Source organism: Alkalidesulfovibrio alkalitolerans DSM 16529, from assembly GCF_000422245.1.
Classification (GTDB): Bacteria; Desulfobacterota; Desulfovibrionia; order Desulfovibrionales; family Desulfovibrionaceae; genus Alkalidesulfovibrio; species Alkalidesulfovibrio alkalitolerans.
Map to the genome: position 1 here is coordinate 123096 of NZ_ATHI01000027.1, position 18448 is coordinate 141543.

General features: G+C 69.8%; 14 protein-coding genes. 7 read left to right on the top strand and 7 right to left on the bottom strand.

From position 1 onward, the window contains the following. Position 1: 1 nt before the first annotated feature. The gene (tsaA, locus tag DSAT_RS10155; protein ID WP_020887424.1) at positions 2–1027 is read left to right on the top strand and encodes a tRNA (N6-threonylcarbamoyladenosine(37)-N6)-methyltransferase TrmO; all 1026 of its coding nucleotides are present in this window, start codon (positions 2–4) and stop codon (positions 1025–1027) included. Beyond that, positions 1024–2076: an HD-GYP domain-containing protein gene (locus DSAT_RS10160; protein WP_020887425.1), complete on the top strand. Its 1053-nt coding sequence runs from the start codon at positions 1024–1026 to the stop codon at positions 2074–2076. The genes tsaA and DSAT_RS10160 overlap by 4 nt, the downstream gene beginning before the upstream one ends. A gap of 22 nt (positions 2077–2098) precedes the next feature. Here the strand turns inward: DSAT_RS10160 and DSAT_RS10165 are convergent, their stop codons facing one another. Then, entirely contained in the window at positions 2099–3265 is a 1167-nt protein-coding gene (locus tag DSAT_RS10165) for a geranylgeranyl reductase family protein (protein WP_020887426.1), read from the bottom strand. Between the two features lie 76 nt (positions 3266–3341). Between DSAT_RS10165 and DSAT_RS10170 the strand changes: the two genes are divergently transcribed. The 5 genes from DSAT_RS10170 (at position 3342) to pbpC (ending at position 12678) form a co-directional block, all read left to right on the top strand. Then, positions 3342–4031 carry an HAD family hydrolase gene (locus DSAT_RS10170; RefSeq protein WP_020887427.1) on the top strand — a complete coding sequence of 230 codons (690 nt, stop codon included), beginning with the start codon at positions 3342–3344 and terminating at the stop codon, positions 4029–4031. A gap of 62 nt (positions 4032–4093) precedes the next feature. Beyond that, positions 4094–4372, top strand: coding sequence for a hypothetical protein (locus tag DSAT_RS10175; RefSeq protein ID WP_020887428.1), 279 nt, complete (start codon positions 4094–4096; stop codon positions 4370–4372). A 22-nt stretch (positions 4373–4394) separates the two neighbouring features. After that, on the top strand, positions 4395–4676 hold the full coding sequence (locus DSAT_RS10180; protein ID WP_235695939.1) for a helix-turn-helix domain-containing protein: 282 nt from the start codon (positions 4395–4397) through the stop codon (positions 4674–4676). Positions 4677–4792: 116 nt separating this feature from the next. After that, the gene (locus DSAT_RS10185) at positions 4793–10252 is read left to right on the top strand and encodes an alpha-2-macroglobulin family protein (RefSeq protein ID WP_020887430.1); all 5460 of its coding nucleotides are present in this window, start codon (positions 4793–4795) and stop codon (positions 10250–10252) included. A gap of 8 nt (positions 10253–10260) precedes the next feature. Beyond that, positions 10261–12678, top strand: coding sequence for a penicillin-binding protein 1C (pbpC, locus tag DSAT_RS10190; RefSeq protein ID WP_020887431.1), 2418 nt, complete (start codon positions 10261–10263; stop codon positions 12676–12678). 23 nt (positions 12679–12701) lie between these two features. Here pbpC and phnE (DSAT_RS10195) read toward each other — a convergent pair whose 3' ends face one another. The 6 genes from phnE (DSAT_RS10195) to DSAT_RS15555 all read right to left on the bottom strand — a co-directional run bounded on the left by phnE (DSAT_RS10195) (position 12702) and on the right by DSAT_RS15555 (position 18447). Beyond that, positions 12702–13505, bottom strand: a complete 804-nt coding sequence (gene phnE / locus DSAT_RS10195) for a phosphonate ABC transporter, permease protein PhnE (protein ID WP_020887432.1) — start codon at positions 13503–13505, stop codon at positions 12702–12704. Continuing rightward, positions 13502–14278: a phosphonate ABC transporter, permease protein PhnE gene (gene phnE, locus DSAT_RS10200; protein ID WP_020887433.1), complete on the bottom strand. Its 777-nt coding sequence runs from the start codon at positions 14276–14278 to the stop codon at positions 13502–13504. The genes phnE (DSAT_RS10195) and phnE (DSAT_RS10200) overlap by 4 nt, the downstream gene beginning before the upstream one ends. Beyond that, positions 14268–15263 (bottom strand): phosphonate ABC transporter ATP-binding protein, encoded by a 996-nt coding sequence (phnC, locus tag DSAT_RS10205; protein ID WP_020887434.1) that lies wholly within the window; start codon positions 15261–15263, stop codon positions 14268–14270. The genes phnE (DSAT_RS10200) and phnC overlap by 11 nt, the downstream gene beginning before the upstream one ends. Beyond that, the gene (phnD, locus tag DSAT_RS10210; RefSeq protein WP_020887435.1) at positions 15263–16273 is read right to left on the bottom strand and encodes a phosphate/phosphite/phosphonate ABC transporter substrate-binding protein; all 1011 of its coding nucleotides are present in this window, start codon (positions 16271–16273) and stop codon (positions 15263–15265) included. The genes phnC and phnD overlap by 1 nt, the downstream gene beginning before the upstream one ends. A gap of 267 nt (positions 16274–16540) precedes the next feature. After that, positions 16541–17782: a DUF4857 domain-containing protein gene (locus DSAT_RS10215; RefSeq protein WP_020887436.1), complete on the bottom strand. Its 1242-nt coding sequence runs from the start codon at positions 17780–17782 to the stop codon at positions 16541–16543. Continuing rightward, on the bottom strand, positions 17779–18447 hold the full coding sequence (locus tag DSAT_RS15555) for a hypothetical protein (protein ID WP_020887437.1): 669 nt from the start codon (positions 18445–18447) through the stop codon (positions 17779–17781). Before DSAT_RS15555 ends, DSAT_RS10215 begins: the two co-directional genes overlap by 4 nt. Position 18448 lies beyond the last annotated feature (1 nt).

Below are 18448 nucleotides of genomic sequence, written 5' to 3' on the forward strand. Positions count from 1 at the left end.
GATGGACGCGGTGTTTCATCCCATCGGGACGGCCAGGACGGCCTATGCCGCGCGCGGCGACTGCCCAAAGCAGGGGGCCGAGGGCGCGGCCGCGGGACGGGTGGTTCTCGATCCCGCCTTTGCCCGGGCAGCGGCCGAGCTTTCGCCGGGAAAGGAGATCTGGGTGCTGACCTGGCTCGACAAGGCAGATACCGGCGCCCTGGCCGTGCATCCGCGCGGCGACAGGAACCTTCCCCTGACCGGCGTCTTCTCCACCCGTTCGCCGGACCGTCCCTGCCCCATCGGGCTGCACCGCTGCCGCATCACGGCCGTCTCGGGCCTGGAAATAGCGGTGGACGCCCTGGAGGCGGCGGACGGCACGCCCGTTCTGGACATCAAGCCGGTCATCGGCGGCGACGCTCCGCGCCCGCCCCTCGAGGGGGCCATGGACACGGCCCGAACGGACGAGGCCGTGGCCGCGATCATCCGCGCGGGCCGCCTGGGCTGGGAGCGCGGCGTGTTCTCGGGCCGCAACGGCAACATCTCCATGCGCCTGGGAGAGACGGTCCTGATCACGGCCTCGGGCGCGAGCAAGGGCCGCCTGACACCGGACGACATCCTGGCCGTGAACCTGGCCGGCGGCGCGCCGTGCGGCGGACCGAGGAGAACGGCCAAGCCTTCCTCGGAGATGCCCGCGCATCTGTGCATCTACCGCGCGCAGTCCGAGGCCATGGCCGTGGTCCACACCCACCCGCCGCACCTTTTGGCCCTGGATCAGGCGCTGCCCGAGGGCAAAGGGCTCTTCGACCTCACGCTCTACGAAACCGAGGTCTACAAAGAGAAGTACGCCACGGTCCCGCCCCTGCCGCCCGGCGGCGAGCGCCTGGGCGAGATCGTGGGCAAGACCGCCCGCCACAAGGAGGCCTTGCTCATGCGCCGCCATGGGCTTATATGCTGGGGGAAAAGCATCGAGGACGCCCTGGCCCTGACCGAGGAGATCGAGGGGCTGGCACGCGTCCGCTGGCTGATGCTCGCCGGAGAACGATGAAAAACGCACCACCCCCGAAAGCCGCGCCCGGCGGCGCTGCACGCAAAATTGCCCACCCCGGCGCGGTGGGCGGCGAGGTCACATCCGAGGACGGAACCAGATTCTTCGCGGTCTCGCCGCTCATGCTCTTTCCCGAGACCACGCCCGAATTCCGCGTCTACCTGAACCAGGGCGGACGCTTCGTGCTCTACACGCGCGAGAGCGAGAGCTTCGACGAGACCACGCGGCGCGCGCTCTTCAATCTGGGTATCGACAAGGTCTTCGTGCTCGCCGAGCAGAAGGACCGCTACAACGACTACCTGGAAGTGAACCTCGCCCGCATCCTCGACGACTCCTCGATCCCCGTGGAGGAGCGCGCCCAGACCTTCTACGGCGCGGCCGAGGCCATTCTGGAAGAGATATACTCCACGCGCCTGCCCGAGGGCCTCTCGAAGAAGCTGCACGACCGGGTGCTGAGCTTCGTGGAGGAGACCGTGCGTTTCCTCTCCCGCGACGACTCGCTGAAGAATCTGGCCAAGCTCATCTCGCACGACTTCTCGATCTTCTCCCACTCCGTGCACGTCTACGCCTTTGCCGTGGCCCTCATGAGCGCCTACGGCCTCTCGGACGAGGAGTGCGTGCGCGCGGGCCTGGGCGCGATCCTGCACGACATCGGCAAGGCTAAGATTCCGCGCTCCATCCTCGAAAAGGCCCCGGCCGAACTAAGCGAGGAAGAGCAGGGCAAGCTCAGGCTGCATCCCATCCACGGCGTGTCCATGTGCTCCATGCTGCCCCTCACCCAGGACAGCGTGAACGTCATCCTCTTCCACCACGAGCGGTACGACGGCAAGGGCTACCCCACGGGTACGGCCGGGACGAACATCCCCCTGGCCGTGCGCATCGTCTCGGTCTGCGACGTCTACGACAACCTGACCACGGCCAAGCCGCGCCAAAAAGCGCTCACGCCCTTCGAGGCGCTCAAGCGCATGCGCGAGGACCGGGCCGGAGCCTTCGACCTCGACGTCTTCAAGCGTTTCGTGCTCGTTCTCTCCGGCGCGGAGATCGTCTAGCAGGCCGGTCCTGTAGCTCTTCTCAGACCCAGAGCGTGCGCAGCGTATTCCAAGGCAGGCGGCGTTTGAGGAAGGCCGTGAAGGCCGCATAGGTTTCGCGGCCTGAAAGGATGTCCACGTAGCGGGCCAGCGCCTTTTCGTCGGTCATGATGGCCTTTATCAGGCGACGGGGGGCGCGCTCCAGGGCGCGAACGAGCCTGAGCGCATGGCGCATCTCCTCGTCCAGGGGCCGCGTCAGGCGCTCGAAAATCGGCCCGGCGCGACCCGGATCGCCCGCGTCCAGGGCCTGATGCGCGGCCTGCGCGGCCCACTGCCCGGTCCGGATGGCGTGGGCGATGCCCTCGCCAAGCAGCGGGTCGGCGAAACCGCCCGCATCCCCGGCCAAGAGCACGCGGTCGCGGTGTATGGGGCGCGGCACCCCGCCCATGGGAATCTTGTGGCCCATGAGCGCGGGCGGGGCCAAAAGCCCCCAGTCGGCCAGAAAACGCCGCAGATCGGCCACGGCCTTGCGCCGGTTCACGCCCAACTCGCCCATGCCCACGGAGACGTCCTCGCGGCGGGGAAATATCCAGCCGTAGCTGACCTGACTGATGCCGAATTGCAGCACCAGCGGGTGGTCCGGCCGCGTGGGGTCCGGGAGGTCGCGCCCCGAGACTTTACGCGCGGCCTCGGCCGGGACGTCGGCACAGACGCAGTAGTTGTAGTCCTCGGGCCTGTCCGGCGGCCGCACGGCCCGCTTGAGCCTGCCGCTCGCCCCCTCGCAGACCAAGGCCAGCCGCGCCCGGTACGTGGCCCGCCGCGTGTGCAGGCTCACGCCGTCGGCCTGCCGCGAAAGACCGAGCACCTCCTCGCCTTCGCGCACCACGGCTCCGGCCCTGCGGGCCATGTCCACGAGCAGGGCGTCGAAGTCGCGCCGCGTGACCAGCACTCCGGCGCGCCAGGGCCGTTGCACCTGCAGTCGCGAAGACTCCATGCACAGGATGCCGCCGTGGTATTCGCGCTCCGCTATATACGCGGGCAGGGGAAAGCCCAGAGCCGCGAGGGCCTGCTCGGAGAGAGCGCCGCCGCAGGGCTTGTGGCGGGGAAAGACGTCTTTGTCCAAAAGCACGACGGACAATCCGGCCCCGGCCGCTGCCCGGGCCGCGCTGGCCCCGGCCGGGCCCGCTCCTGCGACCGCGATGTCGTGCATGCCGCTTGATACCCCCATCCGGCATGAATTTGAAGCCCCTTGACGAAATCCGCCGATGCCTCCATTCACGAGTGATATGCTGCCCGTTACTCCCTTGTACCGCCTCTCGGCCATGATCCTCGATTTCGACGGCACCCTGGCCGAGTTGACCATCGACTTCACGGCCATGAAGCGCCGTCTGGCCGCGCTGGCCACGGCCTATCTCGAGGACGAGCCGCCCGAACAGGAAATGCCGGTGCTCGAATGGCTGGACCACCTGACCTGCGCCATCCAGGCCGTGGAAGGCCGCGATCTGGCCGTGGAGTTCAACACACGCGCCCGCTTCCTGGTCATGGACATGGAGTTGGCCGCCGCGCGGGCCGGACGCCTCTTCCCCTTCGCCCGGCCCTCCCTGGACAGGCTCAGGACAAGCGGGTTGCGGCTCGCGGTCATCACCCGCAACTGCGCCCCGGCCGTGCGCATCGTCTTTCCCGACATCGCGGACCACGTAGACGTGGTGCTCACGCGCGAGGACGTGACGCGGCCAAAGCCCGATCCGGCCCACGCGGGCGCTGCGCTTGCGGCCCTTCGCGCCCGCCCGGGCGAGACGCTGATGGTCGGCGACCACCCCCTGGACATGGCGGCCGGGGCAGGCGTGGGGCTGATCAGCGCGGGCGTGGCCACAGGCCGCGTGAGCGAGGATGTCCTGGCCGAGGCCGGGGCTTGGCTGACCGCGCCCGACCTGCCCGCCCTGCTCGACATGCTCGCCGCGCGCGGCCTGCTGTAGCCGCCCGCGAAGAGAGCCGTCTCCCGGCTTGCAAACTTCTCAAAAATTGATATATTCCGTCCATGCCTTGGTCGGTCAACATCACCGAAAAAGCGCGCAAGGGCGCGCGCCGGCTGCCCACGGCAGTGCTCGCCGCGCTGAAGCTCCTCATGGCGGAAATCGAACTGAAGGGGCCGGTGCGCGGCAACTGGGCGAATTACGGCAAGCTCGGAGAGGGACGGCACCACTGCCACCTCAAGAAAGGCAGACCGACCTACGTGGCGGTCTGGGAAGAGACCGACCGCACGATCAGGATCATCGAGGTGACGTATGTTGGCAGCCACGAAAAAGCACCCTACTGACGTCGTGGAGATCAGGTTCCGCGTGCCCGCCGCCAGGGCGGACGAGGCCCGCCGCGTCCTGCACGCCCTTGGCGGCCAGGAGGCGCCCTCCTCCTGGCGCGAGGCGCTGTCCGGCTTCTCGCCGGGCGAGGCGCTGCGCGGAGCCCGCGCCAAGGAAGGGCTGACGCAAAAGGCCCTGGCCGCCAAGCTCGGCGTGAGCCAGGCCAACCTCTCCCAGATGGAGCACGACGCCCGGCCCATCGGCAAGGCCATGGCCAAGCGGCTGGCCGGGATTCTCGACGTGGACTACCGCCTCTTCCTCTAGCTCCCTCCCCCCTTCCCCTCCCTTCCCCCTCCCCGGCGCGCAGCGTCTTTCCCCTTGCGGCCGGGTCGTGCTAGAGAGGAGCGAAACACCGTTCGCCCAAACGCCCGGAGACCGCCATGTCCGACGAGCCGCGCCCGCTGCCCTGGAAAAACATCCTCATAGCCGTGCTCCTGGCCGTGATCGTGGTCCAGGCTTGGCAGAGCCGCGCGCCCAAGCCCGCGCCGGACGAGCGGCCCGCCGAGACGGCGCGCGCGACGCCCGGCGGCCAGGTGCGCGAGTTCACGGCCGACATGGGCCAAAACGCCCTGCTGCTGGTCTTCGACACCCCCTACGGCACGGTCGAGGGGCCGGTGGAGGAAGGCCGCCTGCCCCTGACGCTCGCGCCTGAAATACCCGGCCAGTGGGCCTGGATATCGGCCTACGCGCTGCGTTTCTCGCCCGAGCAGGGATTGCCCGCCGGGACCGCCTTCGAGGTTCGTCTGGACCCGGCCGCGCTGCCCCGCGAGCAGCCGCCCCTGGCCGAGCCGCACCGCCTCACGGCCGCAACGCCGCCCTTCGTGGTCACCGACATGCGCCTCGCCGAGACCGACGTGACCACCGACGCCGTGGTGCGCGCCCGCCTCGCGGGCCGGGTGCGTTTCTCGCACGAGGTCAGGCCCCAGGACTTCCTGGAGCACGTGCGTTTGATCGACCCGGCCAAGCCGGGCGAGCCCGTGCCGCTCTCCCTGACCACGGGCTACGTCAGCAACGAGATATCCTTCGTCACAGAGCGGCTGCGCAAGACCACCGAGCCGCGCGACCTTGTCCTGACCGTGGGCAAGGAACTTTCGCCCGTAAACGGCGGCGCGCTCGGCCAGGACATGACGCTTACGCGGCCCTTCGGCATCGATCCGGTGTTGCGGCTCATGGGCGCGGCCCCGGTGGAGCGCGGGGCCACGGCCTTCTCCCTGCGCCTGGACTTCTCCGCGCCGGTCTCTCCGGATCAGGCGCGCAGCCTGATCAGCGTCTCCCCGGCCGTGGCCTTCACGCTGCGCGGCCGCGCGGACGAGAGCCTGACCCTGGAAGGCCCCTTCGCGCCCGGCGCGCGCTACACGGTGAGCGTCTCGCCCGGCCTTTCGGCCCTGGACGGCGCGCGCGCCGAGTCCCCGCTGAGCGTGGAGGTGGCCGTGCCGGACCTGACCGCGCGCGCGGCCTTTGCCGATCCAGGCCTGTACCTCACGGCCAGGGGCGCGGAAACGCTGCGCATCGAGGCCGTGAACGCCGATCAGGCGCAACTGTCCATCGACCGCATCCACGCCAACAACCTCTTCTACGCCCTGGCCACGCAAGGCTACGACCTCTTGCGCGACGAGGGCTGGAGCGGGGCCATCGCCCGCGTCCTGGGCGATCGCATCGTGGAGGAATGGATCACTCTGCCCAAGACCCGCAATACGTTGCACCACGTGCCCCTGGCCTTGGGCGAGCGCATCGGCAAGGAGCGGCCGGGGCTGTACCGCGTGCAGGTCAACCTGCCGGGCCAGTGGCGCGTGAGCCAGCGCTACGTGTGCATCACGGACATCGGCCTCACGGCCAAGCGCGCGGGCGACGACATCCTCGTCTGGACGGCCCGCTTCTCGAACCTCGCGCCAGCGGCCGGAACGCGGCTGACCGTGCTCTCGGACCAGAACCAGGTCCTGGCCGAAGGCGCGGCCGGGCCGGACGGCCTGTGGCGGGCCACCCTGCCGGACAACGCCGACGGCCGCGCAACGCCCTTCGTGGTCCTGGCCCGCGCGCCGCAGGGCGACGACTTCTCCTTCCTGCTCTTCGACGCCACGCGGGCCGACACCCAAGGACTGGACACGGGCGGCGCGCTTTTGCCGCCCTCCGGGCTTCGGGCCTTCGTCTTTGGCGAGCGCGACATCTACCGCCCCGGCGAGACCGCGCGCACGGCCCTCATCCTGCGCGGCCGCGACCTGAGCCCGCCGCCGCCCGTGCCGCTGGCCGTCAGCGTGGCCGATCCGCGCGGCCGCGAGGCGTATGCGCGCACCGTGACCACGGACGAGGCGGGCTGGGCCTTCCTGGACCTCGCCCTGCCCGGCTCGGCCGCCACCGGCCCCTTCACCATGGCTGTGCGCGCGGGCGAGGACGTGGTGGGCGAGTACCGCTTCCAGGTCGAGGAGTTCGTGCCCGACCGCATCCGCGTGGAGGTGGACGCGCCCGGCGAACCCGCTCCCGGCGCGGAGATACCGCTTGCGGTGCGCGCGGCCTGGCTCTTCGGCCCGCCCGCCGCGAACCTGCCCGTGGAAGTGCGCGCCCGGATCGAGGCCAGGCCCTTCGCGCCCAAGGGGTTCGAGGGGTTCGCCTTCGGCCGTCTGGAGGGCGAGTTCGAGCCGCGCGAAATTTTCGCCGAGGAAGGCTCCCTGGACGAGGACGGCGCGTTCACGGCGCGCCTGCGCCTGCCGGGCGGCCTGACTCCTCCGGCCGCCCTGACGCTGACCGTGGCCGGACGCGTGCGCGAGCAGGGAGGCCGAGGCGTGACCGCCGCGCGGGCCGTGGCCGTGCACGCCTATCCGGCCTATCCGGGCCTGGGCGTCCCCGGCCGCGAGGGCTTTGCGCCCGGAGCCGAGGTGGCCCTGCCCTTCGTCTGGATCACGCCCGACGGCGGGACCGCGCCCGACGCCGAACTCACGGCCCAACTCGTGGAGGAGCGCTGGCAGACCGTGCTGCGCCGCGCGGCCGACGGCTCCTTGCGCTACGTCTCGGTGAGCGATCCGCGCGTCGTGCAGACGCGGCAGGTGCGGGCCGTGGACGGCAAGGGATCGCTCTCCTTCGTCCCGCCGGGTCTTGGGGGCTATCGCATCGCCCTTGGCGATCCCGCGAGCGGGGCCGCGGCCGAGACGCGTTTTTGGGTCTCCGGCGCTGGGTTCGGGGCCTGGGCCACCAGCGACGGCGCGCGCGTGGAGATCATGGCCGACAAGAAGGACTACCGGCCCGGCGAGACGGCCGTGTTCCAACTCCGCTCGCCCTTCCCGGGCAAGGCCCTGGTGACGCTCGAACGCGACGCCGTCTTGCGCCACCAGGTGGTGGACATGCCCGGCAACACGGCCGAGGTCCGCTTTGTCCTGGACGAAGAGCACGCGCCCAACGTCTATGTCACGGCCGTGGTCGTGCGTAAGGTGGGCGACATCGCGCCGGGCGAGCCGGGCCGGGCCTTCGGCTCGACGCCCGTGAACGTCTCGCGCGAGGCCCGCAGGCTGGCCGTCTCGACCGAAGCGCCCGAGCTCTCGCGGCCCGGCACGCGCCTTGAGGCCACGGCCAAAACCGCGCCCGGCGCGCGCCTGACCCTGGCCGTGGTGGACGAAGGCGTGCTGCGTCTCATCTCGCAGAAAACGCCCGATCCCTTCGCCTATTTCCTGGCCAAGCGCGGCCTGGACGTGGAGAGTTTCGACATCTTCTCGCTGCTCTTCCCCGAGCCGCGCGGCAACCGCGCCCGGCCCGGCGGCGGCATCTCGGACGACGAGTCGCGCTACACGGGCAGCGCGCCCATCCGGCGCAGCCGCCCCGTGACCTTCTTCTCCGGGCCGCTGACCGCCGACGCCTCGGGGCTGGCGCGCTTCGCCGTGGACCTGCCCGAGGACTTCCAAGGAGCGCTTCGCATCATGGCCGTGGCCGCCCACGAGGGCCGCTTCGGCTCAAGCGAGACGGCCGCGCGGGTCAAGAGCCCGCTCGTGCTCCTGCCCTCGTTCCCGCGCTTTCTGGCCACGGGCGACACTGCCCTTACAGCCGTGACGCTTCGCAACGACACGGGCCGCGCGGGCGAATTCAGCGTGCGCCTCGCGGCCGAGGGCGCGGGCGAGGTCGAGAACCCCGCGTTCACGCTTTCGCTTCCCGAGGGCGGCGAAGGCCTGGCCCTGTTCACGCTCAGGGCGGACGACGAGGAAGGCGAGATCGACCTGAGAGTGACGGCCGAGGGCAACGGAGAGACATCGAGGACGTCCGAGACCCTGGCCGTGCGCGCCAAAAGCCCGCCCGTCACGTCCGTGTCGGGCCGTGCGCTCGAAGCGGCCGAAACCGAGCTGATCGCGCCCGACATGAGCCCCGACGTGGGCCCGATCACGCCGGGCAGCCTCAGGCGCGAACTGACCATCGGCAACCAGCCGCTGCTGCGCTTCGGCGGCCAGCTCGAACGGCTCCTGCGCTATCCCTACGGCTGCGCCGAGCAGACCGTCTCGGCCGCCTTCCCGCTGCTGCGCTTCGAGGATCTGGCCCAAACACTCGCGCCCCATCTCTTCGCGGACGCCTCGCCCAAGGCCATGGTCCAGCAGGCCATCGCCCGGCTGGGCACCATGCAGGCCGACGACGGCGGCTTCGCCATGTGGCCCGCCTTCGGCTCGGGCTGGTCCGACGCGCCGAGTTCAGAGCCCTACGTCTCGGTCTATGCGGCCCACTTCCTGGTCGCGGCCGACCGCCTTGGCTTCGCGGTCCAGCCCGGCCTGCTCGGTCCGGCCCTGGACTACGTCGGCAGGCAGGCGCGCGGCAGCGGCACGGGCGCGTCCGCGCTGCGCGTGCGGGCCTACGCCTGCTTCGTCCTGGCCCAGGCCGGACGGCCCGAGCGCGGCGTCATGGACGCCTTGCGCGAGCGCCATCTCGCGGCCATGCCGCCCGACGCCAGGGCGCTCCTGGCGGCTTCCTACGCCCTGGTGGGCGAGGCGGAGCAGGCGCGCGGCGCGGCCGCCTTCGGCGATCCCGTCTTCACGGCCGCGCGCGAAAGCGGCGGCGACCTCGACTCGCCCGTGCGCGCCCGAGCCCTGACCCTGCTCGGCCTGTCCTATTCCGTGCCCGACGACCCACGCCTCGCGCCCCTGGCCACGGACCTCTCGGCGCGGCTTTCGGCCGACGCCTGGTTCACCACCCAGGAGACGGCGCTTGGCTTCATGGCGCTCGGCCACTACCTCGGCCAGCGCCGCGAGGCCGGGAGCTTCGCGGGCGAGGTGATCCTGCCCGACGGCTCGCGCCACGCCGTGTCGAGCGACAAGACCGTGACGCTGCGCGACATCCGGGGCGACGGCCCGATCAAGGTGCGCCTTAACGAGGGCTTTTCGCCCGGCGCGGCGCTGATCAGCCTGCGGGCCACGGCCGCGCCGACAGGGCCGCTGCCGCCCGAGAGCCAGGGACTCAGCGTGGCGCGCGCCTTCCTCGACCGCGAGGGGAATCCCGTGGACCTTGCGGCCGTGCGCCAGGGCGATCTGGTGGTCGTGCGCACCGAGGTCGCCTCGCAGTCCGGCCGCGTGGACAACGTGGCCCTGCTCTCGCTTCTGCCCGCCGGATTCGAGGTGGAGAACCCGCGCCTGACCTCCACGGAGCGGCTGCCCTGGATGGAGACCCTGTCCGATCCACTCTGGCAGGACCTGCGCGACGACCGCACGGCCGTCTTCGCCTCAATCACGGCCGAAAAACCCCTGACCGTGTACACGCTTTTGCGCGCGGTCACGGCCGGGGAGTTCGCCGTGCCCGCGCCGCTGGCCGAGGCCATGTACGACCCCGGCGTGTACGCGCGCGGCGAGGCCGGGCGGCTGAGCGTGACGCGCGGGCAATAGGAAGGGACATGAGGGAGCGGGAAGACGCGAGGGACGCTTCGGGGGATCGCGGCGACGCGCCGCCAAAGGCGCCCGGAGACCGGTTCGCGCGCGCGAGAAAGAAGCTCCTTCTGGGCGCGGCGCTGGTCCTTGGTCTCGCGGCCGGAGGGGTCGCGCTGCTCGACGCCCTCTTTCCCTTCCCCATGGACAGGCTGGCCCCGCCCGGCGCGCTGATCGTCAGCGACCGAAACGGCGTGGAACTCCGCTGGTTCATGGCCCCGGACGGGACGTGGCGGCTGCCCGTAACGGACGAGGAGATTCCGGAGCTTCTGCGCCTGGCCGTGATCGCGGCCGAGGACCGCCGTTTCCGCCTGCATCCGGGCGTGGACCCGCTGGCCGTGGTCCGCGCGGCCTGGCAGAACCTCGCATCCGGCCGCGTGGTCTCGGGCGGCTCCACGCTGACCATGCAGCTTGCGCGCATGGCCGAGCCACGGCCCCGCACTTTCGCGGCCAAGTGCGTCGAGGCCTTCAGGGCCGTGCAGATCACCCTTCGTCTCTCCAAGGACGAACAGCTCGCGCTGTGGCTCTCTCGCGCGCCCATGGGCGGCAACCTCGAAGGCGTGGGCGCGGCCGCGCGGCTGCTCTTCGGCAAGCGCCCGGCCGAGCTTTCGGCGGGCGAGATTGCCCTTTTGGCCGTGCTGCCGCGCGCGCCGACGCGGCTCAATCCGGCCAGGAACCCAGAGGCCGCGCGGGCCGCGCGCGACGCCACGCTGCGCATGCTGGCCGAGCAGGGCGTGCTCACGCCCGAGACGGCGCGCGAGGCCATGCGAAAACCGCTGCCCGCGCGCGCCTATCCCCCGCCCTTCCTCGCTCCCCACGCGGCCGAGGCCGCGCTGCGCGAGGCCCGTGCGCTCGGCCCCGCAGCCCTGGCCCAGGGCCGCATCCAAACGACCTTGGAGGCCGGGATGCAGCGCCGCGTGCAGGCCGCGCTCGTGGCGCGGGCCTCCTGGCTGCGCGCCCAAAGCCTGGAGAACGCGGCGGCCGTGGTCATGGACGCGCGAAGCGGCGAAATCCTGGCCTACGCGGGCTCCATCGACTACCTGGACCTGGCCCGTCACGGCCCCATCGACGCGGTGCGCATCCTGCGCTCGCCCGGCTCCGCGCTCAAGCCCTTCCTCTACGCCCTGGCCATGGACGACGGGCTCATCGCGCCGGAATCAAGGCTTTTGGACGTGCCCACGGACTACGCGGGCTACGTGGCCCGCAACTTCGACGGCCGCCACGCCGGGCCGGTCACGGCGCGCGAGGCCCTGGCCCGCTCCCTGAACGTCCCGGCCGTGCGCCTTCTGGCCGATGTGGGCGTGTCCCGGTTCCTCGACCTTTTGCGCGCCGGGGGCCTTTCGACCCTGGACAAGCCGCCCGGACACTACGGCCTGCCCCTGGCGCTCGGGGCCTGCGAGGTGCGGCTCCTCGACCTCACGGCGCTTTACGCCTCGCTGGAGCAAGGCGGCGAGTGGCGCGCCCCGCGCCTTGTGCAGGGCGGCGAGCAAGCGTCCGCCACGCGCCTCTTCTCGCCCGAGGCGGCCTGGCTCACGCACGAGATCCTGGCCACGGTGGCCAGGCCCGACCTGCCCGAGGCTTGGCGCTTGACGCGCGACGCCCCGGCCATGTCCTACAAGACCGGCACCTCGTTCGGCCACCGCGACGCCTGGGCCGTGGGCCTTTCCGGCGGACTGGCCGTGGGCGTGTGGGCGGGCAACCTGGACGGCTCGCCGATCAGGGATTTGAGCGGCGCGAGCGTGGCCGCGCCCATTCTCTTCGATGTGCTGCGCGCCGTGGCTCCGGCTGGCGGCCGCCCCGCGCCGCCCGAGGGGCTTCGCCTGGCCAGGGCCATGGTCTGCGAGGAGAGCAGGCAACTGCCCACCGAACTTTGCGAGCGCAGCGTGGAGATCACCGTGATTTCGGGCCGCACCAGGCTTGTGCCCGACACCATGCGCCGCCGCGTCTTCGTGGACGCGCGAAGCGGGCTGGCCGTGTCCGGCGAGTGTCTGGCCGGGCGCGAGGTCAAGGCCGTGGCCTACACGGCCTGGCCGCCCGAACTGCTGGCCTTCTGGCGTTCACGCGGCATCGCGCCCGAAAGCCCCGCGCCCGCGCCCGATCCGGCCTGCGGCGGCGCGGCTTTGGGCCACGCGCCGCGCATCGTCTCGCCAAGCCCGGCCACGCCCTACCTCATCCGGCCCTCGACGCCGCTCGAACACCAGCGCATCGCCCTCACGGCCCAGGCGGAGAGCGGCGTGGCGCGGCTCTCCTGGTTCATGGACGGCGACCTCGCGGCCTTCGGCCCGCCCCACGCGCCGCTCTTCGTGGACCTGCGGCCCGGCCGCCACCGCATCGCCGTGGTGGACGACCACGGCCGCATGGACGCCGTGACCTTCGAGGTCAGGTAAGGCGACACGCGCGGCGTTGCCGCTCAGCCGCGCAGGATGCGCTTGCGGATGAACGTGACCAGGATTTCCGTCAGGATCACGACCGTGAAGATGGTCGCCAGAACGAGCGCGACGCGGTCCCAGTAGAAGAGGTTCATGGCCGTGTCCAGGGCCATGCCGATGCCGCCCGCGCCCACCAGGCCGAGCACGGCCGACTCGCGCACGTTGATGTCCCAGCGGAAGAGGATGATCGACCAGAACGCGGGCTTGACCTGCGGCCAGTGCGCCTTGAGCAGCACGCTCGGATACGGCGCGCCCGAGGCGGCCAGGGCCTCCACCGGGCCGGGGTCGCCCTCGTCCAGGGCCTCGGCCAGGAGCTTGCCCACGAAGCCCACGGAGCGAAACGCGATGGCCATGGTCCCGGCCAGCGCGCCCGGCCCGAACACGGCCACGAAGAGGAGCGCCCAGACCAGGGTGTTGACCGAGCGCGAGGAGACGAGGACCAGCCGCCCGAGCGTGTTGAGCGTTCGCGAGGGGGTCACGGCCCGCGAGGTGAGAAGCCCCACCGGCACGGCCAGAAAGACCGTGAGGATGGTGCCCAGCGTGGCCACGTGCAGCGTCTCCACGAGCGCCCTGTGCACCCCCTGCGCGTAATGGGCCGTGTCCATGGGCCACATGCGCGAGAGCATGTCGGCCATCTGGCTCGGCGCGTCGTAAAGGAACTCCGGGATCACCTCCACCGTGCGCAACGACCAGACGAAGGCCGCCACGGCGGCCAGCCAGACGAAGGTGCGCGCGAACCGTTCGCGCGGGGTGAAGCGCACCCACTCGCGCTGCGAGGCAATCATTTGAACACCGCCCGCACGCGGTCGGTCAGGGCTTCGCCGACCATGATCAAGACGATGATCGAAATCAGGATGGTGGCCACGAAATCATAGTCGAAGCGCTGGAAGGCCGCGAAGAGCGTGCCGCCGATGCCGCCCGCGCCCACGATGCCGACCATGGTCGAATTGCGCAGGTTGACCTCCACCTGATAGGTGCTGAAGTTGAGGAAGCGCGAGGTGACCTGCGGCATGACCCCGAAGAGGACCACCGCCGGAAAACCAGCGCCCGTGGCCCGCACGGCCTCCACCTGCTTGAGCGATATCTCCTCGATGGCCTCGGCGAAGAGTTTGGCGATGAAGCCGACGGAAAAGACGATCAGGGCCAGGATGCCCGCCAGCGCCCCGAAGCCCACGGCCTTGACGAAAAGGATGGCCACGATCACCGGGTGAAACGACCGGCACAGGGCGATGACGCCGCGCGCGGGCCAGGTCACGAGCGGCGGCATGAGGTTTCGCGCGGCCAGAAATCCCACGGGCAGCGAGAGCGCCACGCCGAAGGCCGAGGCCAGCACCGCGATCTGCATGCTCTCGGCTAGGTCTTCCAGGAGGATGTTCCACCTGCCCAGTTCCGGCGGGAACATGCGGCCCAGGAACCGCGCGCCGTTGCCCAGGCCGAAGAGGAAGCGGTCCAGGCTGAAGTCCAGAAGGGACGCGGCATAGGCCGTGTAGAGCGCGAGCGCGAGCCAGCCGAACAGGACCAGGGGCTTGGGGCGGAAGGGATTTCGCCTAGACGCCATCGACGGGCTCCGCGTCGAGGGGCCTTGGACCGCGCGGACCGCGCGCCCCGGCCTGGCCGCGCGTCTCGTCGCACAGCCAGTCCTCGCCGCCGTAGATGTCGGCCAGGATGGCGTCGTCAAGGCCCTCGGGCGGGCCGTCGTAGACCACCATGCCCCGCGACATGCCAACCACGCGCCCGGCGAAGCGCCGCGCGAGCCCCACGTTGTGGATGTTGACGATCACGGGGATTTCCCGCTCGCGGGCCATGCGGGCCATGAGCTCCATGATCTCCACCGAGGTCTTGGGATCCAGCGAGGAGGTGGGCTCGTCGGCCAGGATGAGGCTCGGCCGCTGCATCAGCGCCCGGGCGATGCCCACGCGCTGGCGCTGGCCGCCGGAAAGGGCGTCGGCGCGCGCCATGGCGAACTCGGAGAGCCCCACCATGTCCAGCAGGCCGAAGGCCGCGTCCAGGTCGTCGGCCGCGAAGCGTCTGAGCCAGGCTCGCCAGACGGGCGTGCGGCCGAGCGCCCCACAGAGCACGTTCTCGATGACGCTCAGGCGCTCCACGAGGTTGTACTCCTGAAAGACCATACCAATGCGGCAGCGCGCCCGGCGAAGCGCCCGGCCCGAGAGCCGGGCCAAGTCCTCGCCCGCGAAGAGGATACGGCCGGACGTGGGTTCCGTCAGGCGGTTGATGCAGCGGATCAGGGTGCTCTTGCCCGTGCCCGAGGGGCCGATCACGGCCGTCATGCCCTGGCCCGCGAAGGTCAGGTCGATGCCCTTGAGAACCGGCTTGCCGGGCGCGTATTCCTTGACCAGCCCCTGGACGGCCAGGGATGGAGATTCACCGGAAGGAGCCCGCGAGGCCTTGTCCGGCGCGGCGTCGCCCGCCGCGTCCGAAGCCCTGGCCGGAGCCGTCCAGGAGACGGCCGGGGAGCGGCCCGAATCCGAGCCGCTCCCCGTGGTGTCGTGGCGCACGAGCGCGCCTGCGGTCGCGTCGCGCATTACTGCTTCTGCAGTTCCTTGGCGAATTCCTTCTCGAAGCCGCCGCGGCTGTAGGAGGTGCCCGTGCCCTCGGCGATCATGCGCACCACATCCCAGTCCACCTTGTAGGTGATGGGGTAGAAGCGGTCGGCGTCGCCGAAGGCCTTCTTCATCTCCGGGGTGAAGCGGTAGGTGTGGAACGCGCCGACGATCTTGCGCACCAGGTCGGGGTGCAGGTCGTGAGCGTAGGCGAAGGACGAGGTGGGGAAGGTGGCGCTGCGGTAGAGGATGCGGAAGTCCTCGCCCTTGACCGTGCCGCGCGCCACCATGCGGTCGAAGACGTCCGAGGCCACGGGCGCGCCATCGTAGTCGCCGGAGGCCACGCCGAGCACGGACTGGTCGTGCTTGCCGGAGAACAGAACCTCGTAGTCCTGCTCGGGGGTCAGGCCTTCCTTGGGCAGGAGCACGCGCGGGGCGAGGTTGCCGGAGTTGGACGAGGCCGAGGTGTGGGCGACCTTCTTGCCCTTGAGGTCGGCCAGGGTCTGGTAGGGGCTGTCGCTGCGCACGATGAAGACGAGCTGGTAGCCCTGGAAGCCGTCCGGGCCGCCCTTGACCGCGATGGGCACCGCGCCCGCGAGGTTCACGGCGAAGCCCGTGGGACCGGTGGAAAAGCCCGCCACGTGCAGGCGGCCGGAGCGCATGGCCTCGATCTGGGCCGCGTTGGAGTGCACCGTGTAGTAGACGACCTTCTTGCCCGTGGCCTCGGCCAGGTAGTCCATGAAGGGTTTGAACACGTCGCGGTACACGGCCGGGTCCTCGACCGGGGTGTAGGTGAAGATGAGCGTGTCCGGGTTCTTGAACTTGGCGGGGTCCTTGGGCGGGTCGGCGACCAAGTCCAGGTCCTCGTCGCAGAACATGGGATCGAGGCTGCCGCGATTGGCGCACTCCTGGGCGGCGAGCCCCAGGGGCGCGGCAAGCACGGCCGCCAGGATCAGGAGCATGAACAGGGGGGAAAGAATCTTGGCTCTCATGACGGTTGCACTCCTCGGCGTCGTTTCGAACAGGCGGCCTTGCGCCGTCCATTCTCGGCCTTTTTAGGCACGCTGTTTGCCATCCCGGTGACGAATCCGAGCCGGGTCTGTCACAATCGCGCCGCACGCCGTAATGAGCGGCAATGCCGCGCGGCCCTCAGCCGCGCAGGATGCGCTTGCGGATGAACGTGACCAGGATTTCCGTCAGGATTACGGCCGTGAGGATGGCCGCCAGAAGGCTTTCCGAGAGCGGCTTGACGCCTGGAGCTAGTCGTTTCCGATGAAGGCGAGGGTGATCAGGCCGTAGAATCCTGTCAGGAGAACGAGCGTCGCGTCGCGCCGGGTGAGCGAGAACCGGCGGGTGATCTTTGCCAGGAAAACGAAAGCGGCCACGGCAACGAGGATTCCGGCCAGGGAAACCGGGCCGCCGAAGAGCAGGCGAACATCCGCCTGGTCGCGGACCTGACTGTCGAGCCGCACTTGGTAGGGAAAAATGAAGTCGCGTGCGATCCGGACAAAGGGCGGGGTCGGATCGATCTTTGGAAGGACATGGGAGCGCAGCGGCTGGTATTCCTCGTCCATGGCCACGGCACGCACGTATTTTCCGTCGCTGACGCTGGCGGTCCGGTAGAGGGGGTCGATGAGCAGCTTGAGGTCCATGGTCGTTGGATCGTATCCGGCCAGCGGAAGCTGGATGAGACGGTAGCCGTCGGTGGAGATCAGGAAGACGCCGCCCTGCCGGGTGATGGCCAGCCCATGGAACTCGCGACGCCTGTTCTCGGAAATGACGAGATCGAGGATGTCGAGGGAGGGGGGGATGCCGGTCCTGATGATTTCCGGTCGCCCCTGGACCCGCCGGATGTGGAAGACGTGGCCCGTGCTGTCGCGGATGAAATATCCGTCGTCGAAGGGTTTGAGGTTGGTCGGCCTGCCGCCGACGACCGTGGCCGGGAAGGCGAAGCCGAGGTCATCGAGGACAGCCGTGAATGCCTCGGTAAGGTCGCGGTCTATCCGGTTGTGGTCGGCGTTGATGAATTCCATGGCCGGACCGGTGGCCCGGAAGACGTCTTCGGGGAAAGGCATCATGGCCACATGCGGGTCATTGTCGAACAGCGGATACAGTTCCATTCTCGTGGAGTGGCCTCGCAGGTGGCGAGCCTTAATCTCCAGACCCTGCCGGTTTTGCTGGATGGCCTGCGCGTCGAAGAGACGTCCCTCGATCTCGATGGGCAAGGCGTTCTGAAGCTCCAGATTCCTGTGGTAGTGAAACGGCAGGTTCGCCTCGAACTCCTGGCGGCTGTAGCCGTTGCCGGACTCGTCCCTGTAGCTGAAGCGGTGCTCGCCCAAGGACTCCTGGTAGATGAACTGTTTCAGGACGGGACTGTAGAAGATCAGCGGGTCGTCCACGTCGTGGACGAAGATTTTGTCGAAACCAGCAGGCAGGAACACGGCAAGGGCCAGGACGGCGAGAATCAGGCTCCCGGTGCGTGAAACGGAGTGCAGGGTCATGCGCTTTTCTCCTGGAACCTGCGAACGGAGGCGAAGACGCCGAGTAGGGCGAGCGGGACAAACCAGAAGAGCCAGGGCAGGGTGGGAGTGAGCCAGCCGTACCCAGCGCCGGAGAGGAACAGCGAGATCAATCCGGCGAACACGAGCGCGAGAAAGGCGCGCCTGAGCCAAAACCCTTCCAGCAGGACGGTCACGCATCCCAGGTGGGCAAGCAATCCGGCCAGAAACCAGGGAATCATGGTCAAGAGCGTGGCCTGGGCGACCTCGACGGGAAAGAAATGCAGCATCGTCATCGAGACGAGCGCCGCTCCAAGTGCGGCGGTGGACGTGAGCAGGAGCATCCCGGCCAGCAGGCAGAAGAGCGTCATGCGGTCTCGGTCAACGGGCAGGTGCAGCGAGATGCGCAGTCGGCGGCCAATTATCTCGGGAATGAATTGTGCGGCCGCCAAGGCAAGCCCGGTCAGCAGGGGAAGAAGCCTCAGGTCGCGGCAAAAGACCGTTTGCAGATGAATGGCCTGATACCAGACCATTTCGGCGTGCTCCGTCAGGAGTTGCTGGCGGACGTCGAGGAAGATTTTCAGGCAGATGCCCAGGTGCAGCAGCACGGCGGCGGCAAAGGTTTTTCTGGTCTTCAGCCATTCCTTGAGCAGGATGGAGCGCCACATG

Excerpts from the sequence above, each read along its gene's own strand:
- pbpC (WP_020887431.1), top strand. The coding sequence starts at position 10,261 with ATGAGGGAGCGGGAAGACGCGAGGGACGCTTCGGGGGATCGCGGCGAC.
- DSAT_RS10175 (WP_020887428.1), top strand. The coding sequence starts at position 4,094 with ATGCCTTGGTCGGTCAACATCACCGAAAAAGCGCGCAAGGGCGCGCGC.
- tsaA (WP_020887424.1), top strand. The coding sequence starts at position 2 with ATGGACGCGGTGTTTCATCCCATCGGGACGGCCAGGACGGCCTATGCC.
- phnE (WP_020887433.1), bottom strand. The coding sequence starts at position 14,278 with ATGGCGTCTAGGCGAAATCCCTTCCGCCCCAAGCCCCTGGTCCTGTTC.
- DSAT_RS10165 (WP_020887426.1), bottom strand. The coding sequence starts at position 3,265 with ATGCACGACATCGCGGTCGCAGGAGCGGGCCCGGCCGGGGCCAGCGCG.
- DSAT_RS15555 (WP_020887437.1), bottom strand. The coding sequence starts at position 18,447 with ATGTGGCGCTCCATCCTGCTCAAGGAATGGCTGAAGACCAGAAAAACC.
- phnC (WP_020887434.1), bottom strand. The coding sequence starts at position 15,263 with ATGCGCGACGCGACCGCAGGCGCGCTCGTGCGCCACGACACCACGGGG.
- DSAT_RS10215 (WP_020887436.1), bottom strand. The coding sequence starts at position 17,782 with ATGACCCTGCACTCCGTTTCACGCACCGGGAGCCTGATTCTCGCCGTC.
- DSAT_RS10160 (WP_020887425.1), top strand. The coding sequence starts at position 1,024 with ATGAAAAACGCACCACCCCCGAAAGCCGCGCCCGGCGGCGCTGCACGC.
- phnD (WP_020887435.1), bottom strand. The coding sequence starts at position 16,273 with ATGAGAGCCAAGATTCTTTCCCCCCTGTTCATGCTCCTGATCCTGGCG.
- DSAT_RS10185 (WP_020887430.1), top strand. The coding sequence starts at position 4,793 with ATGTCCGACGAGCCGCGCCCGCTGCCCTGGAAAAACATCCTCATAGCC.
- DSAT_RS10170 (WP_020887427.1), top strand. The coding sequence starts at position 3,342 with ATGCTGCCCGTTACTCCCTTGTACCGCCTCTCGGCCATGATCCTCGAT.
- phnE (WP_020887432.1), bottom strand. The coding sequence starts at position 13,505 with ATGATTGCCTCGCAGCGCGAGTGGGTGCGCTTCACCCCGCGCGAACGG.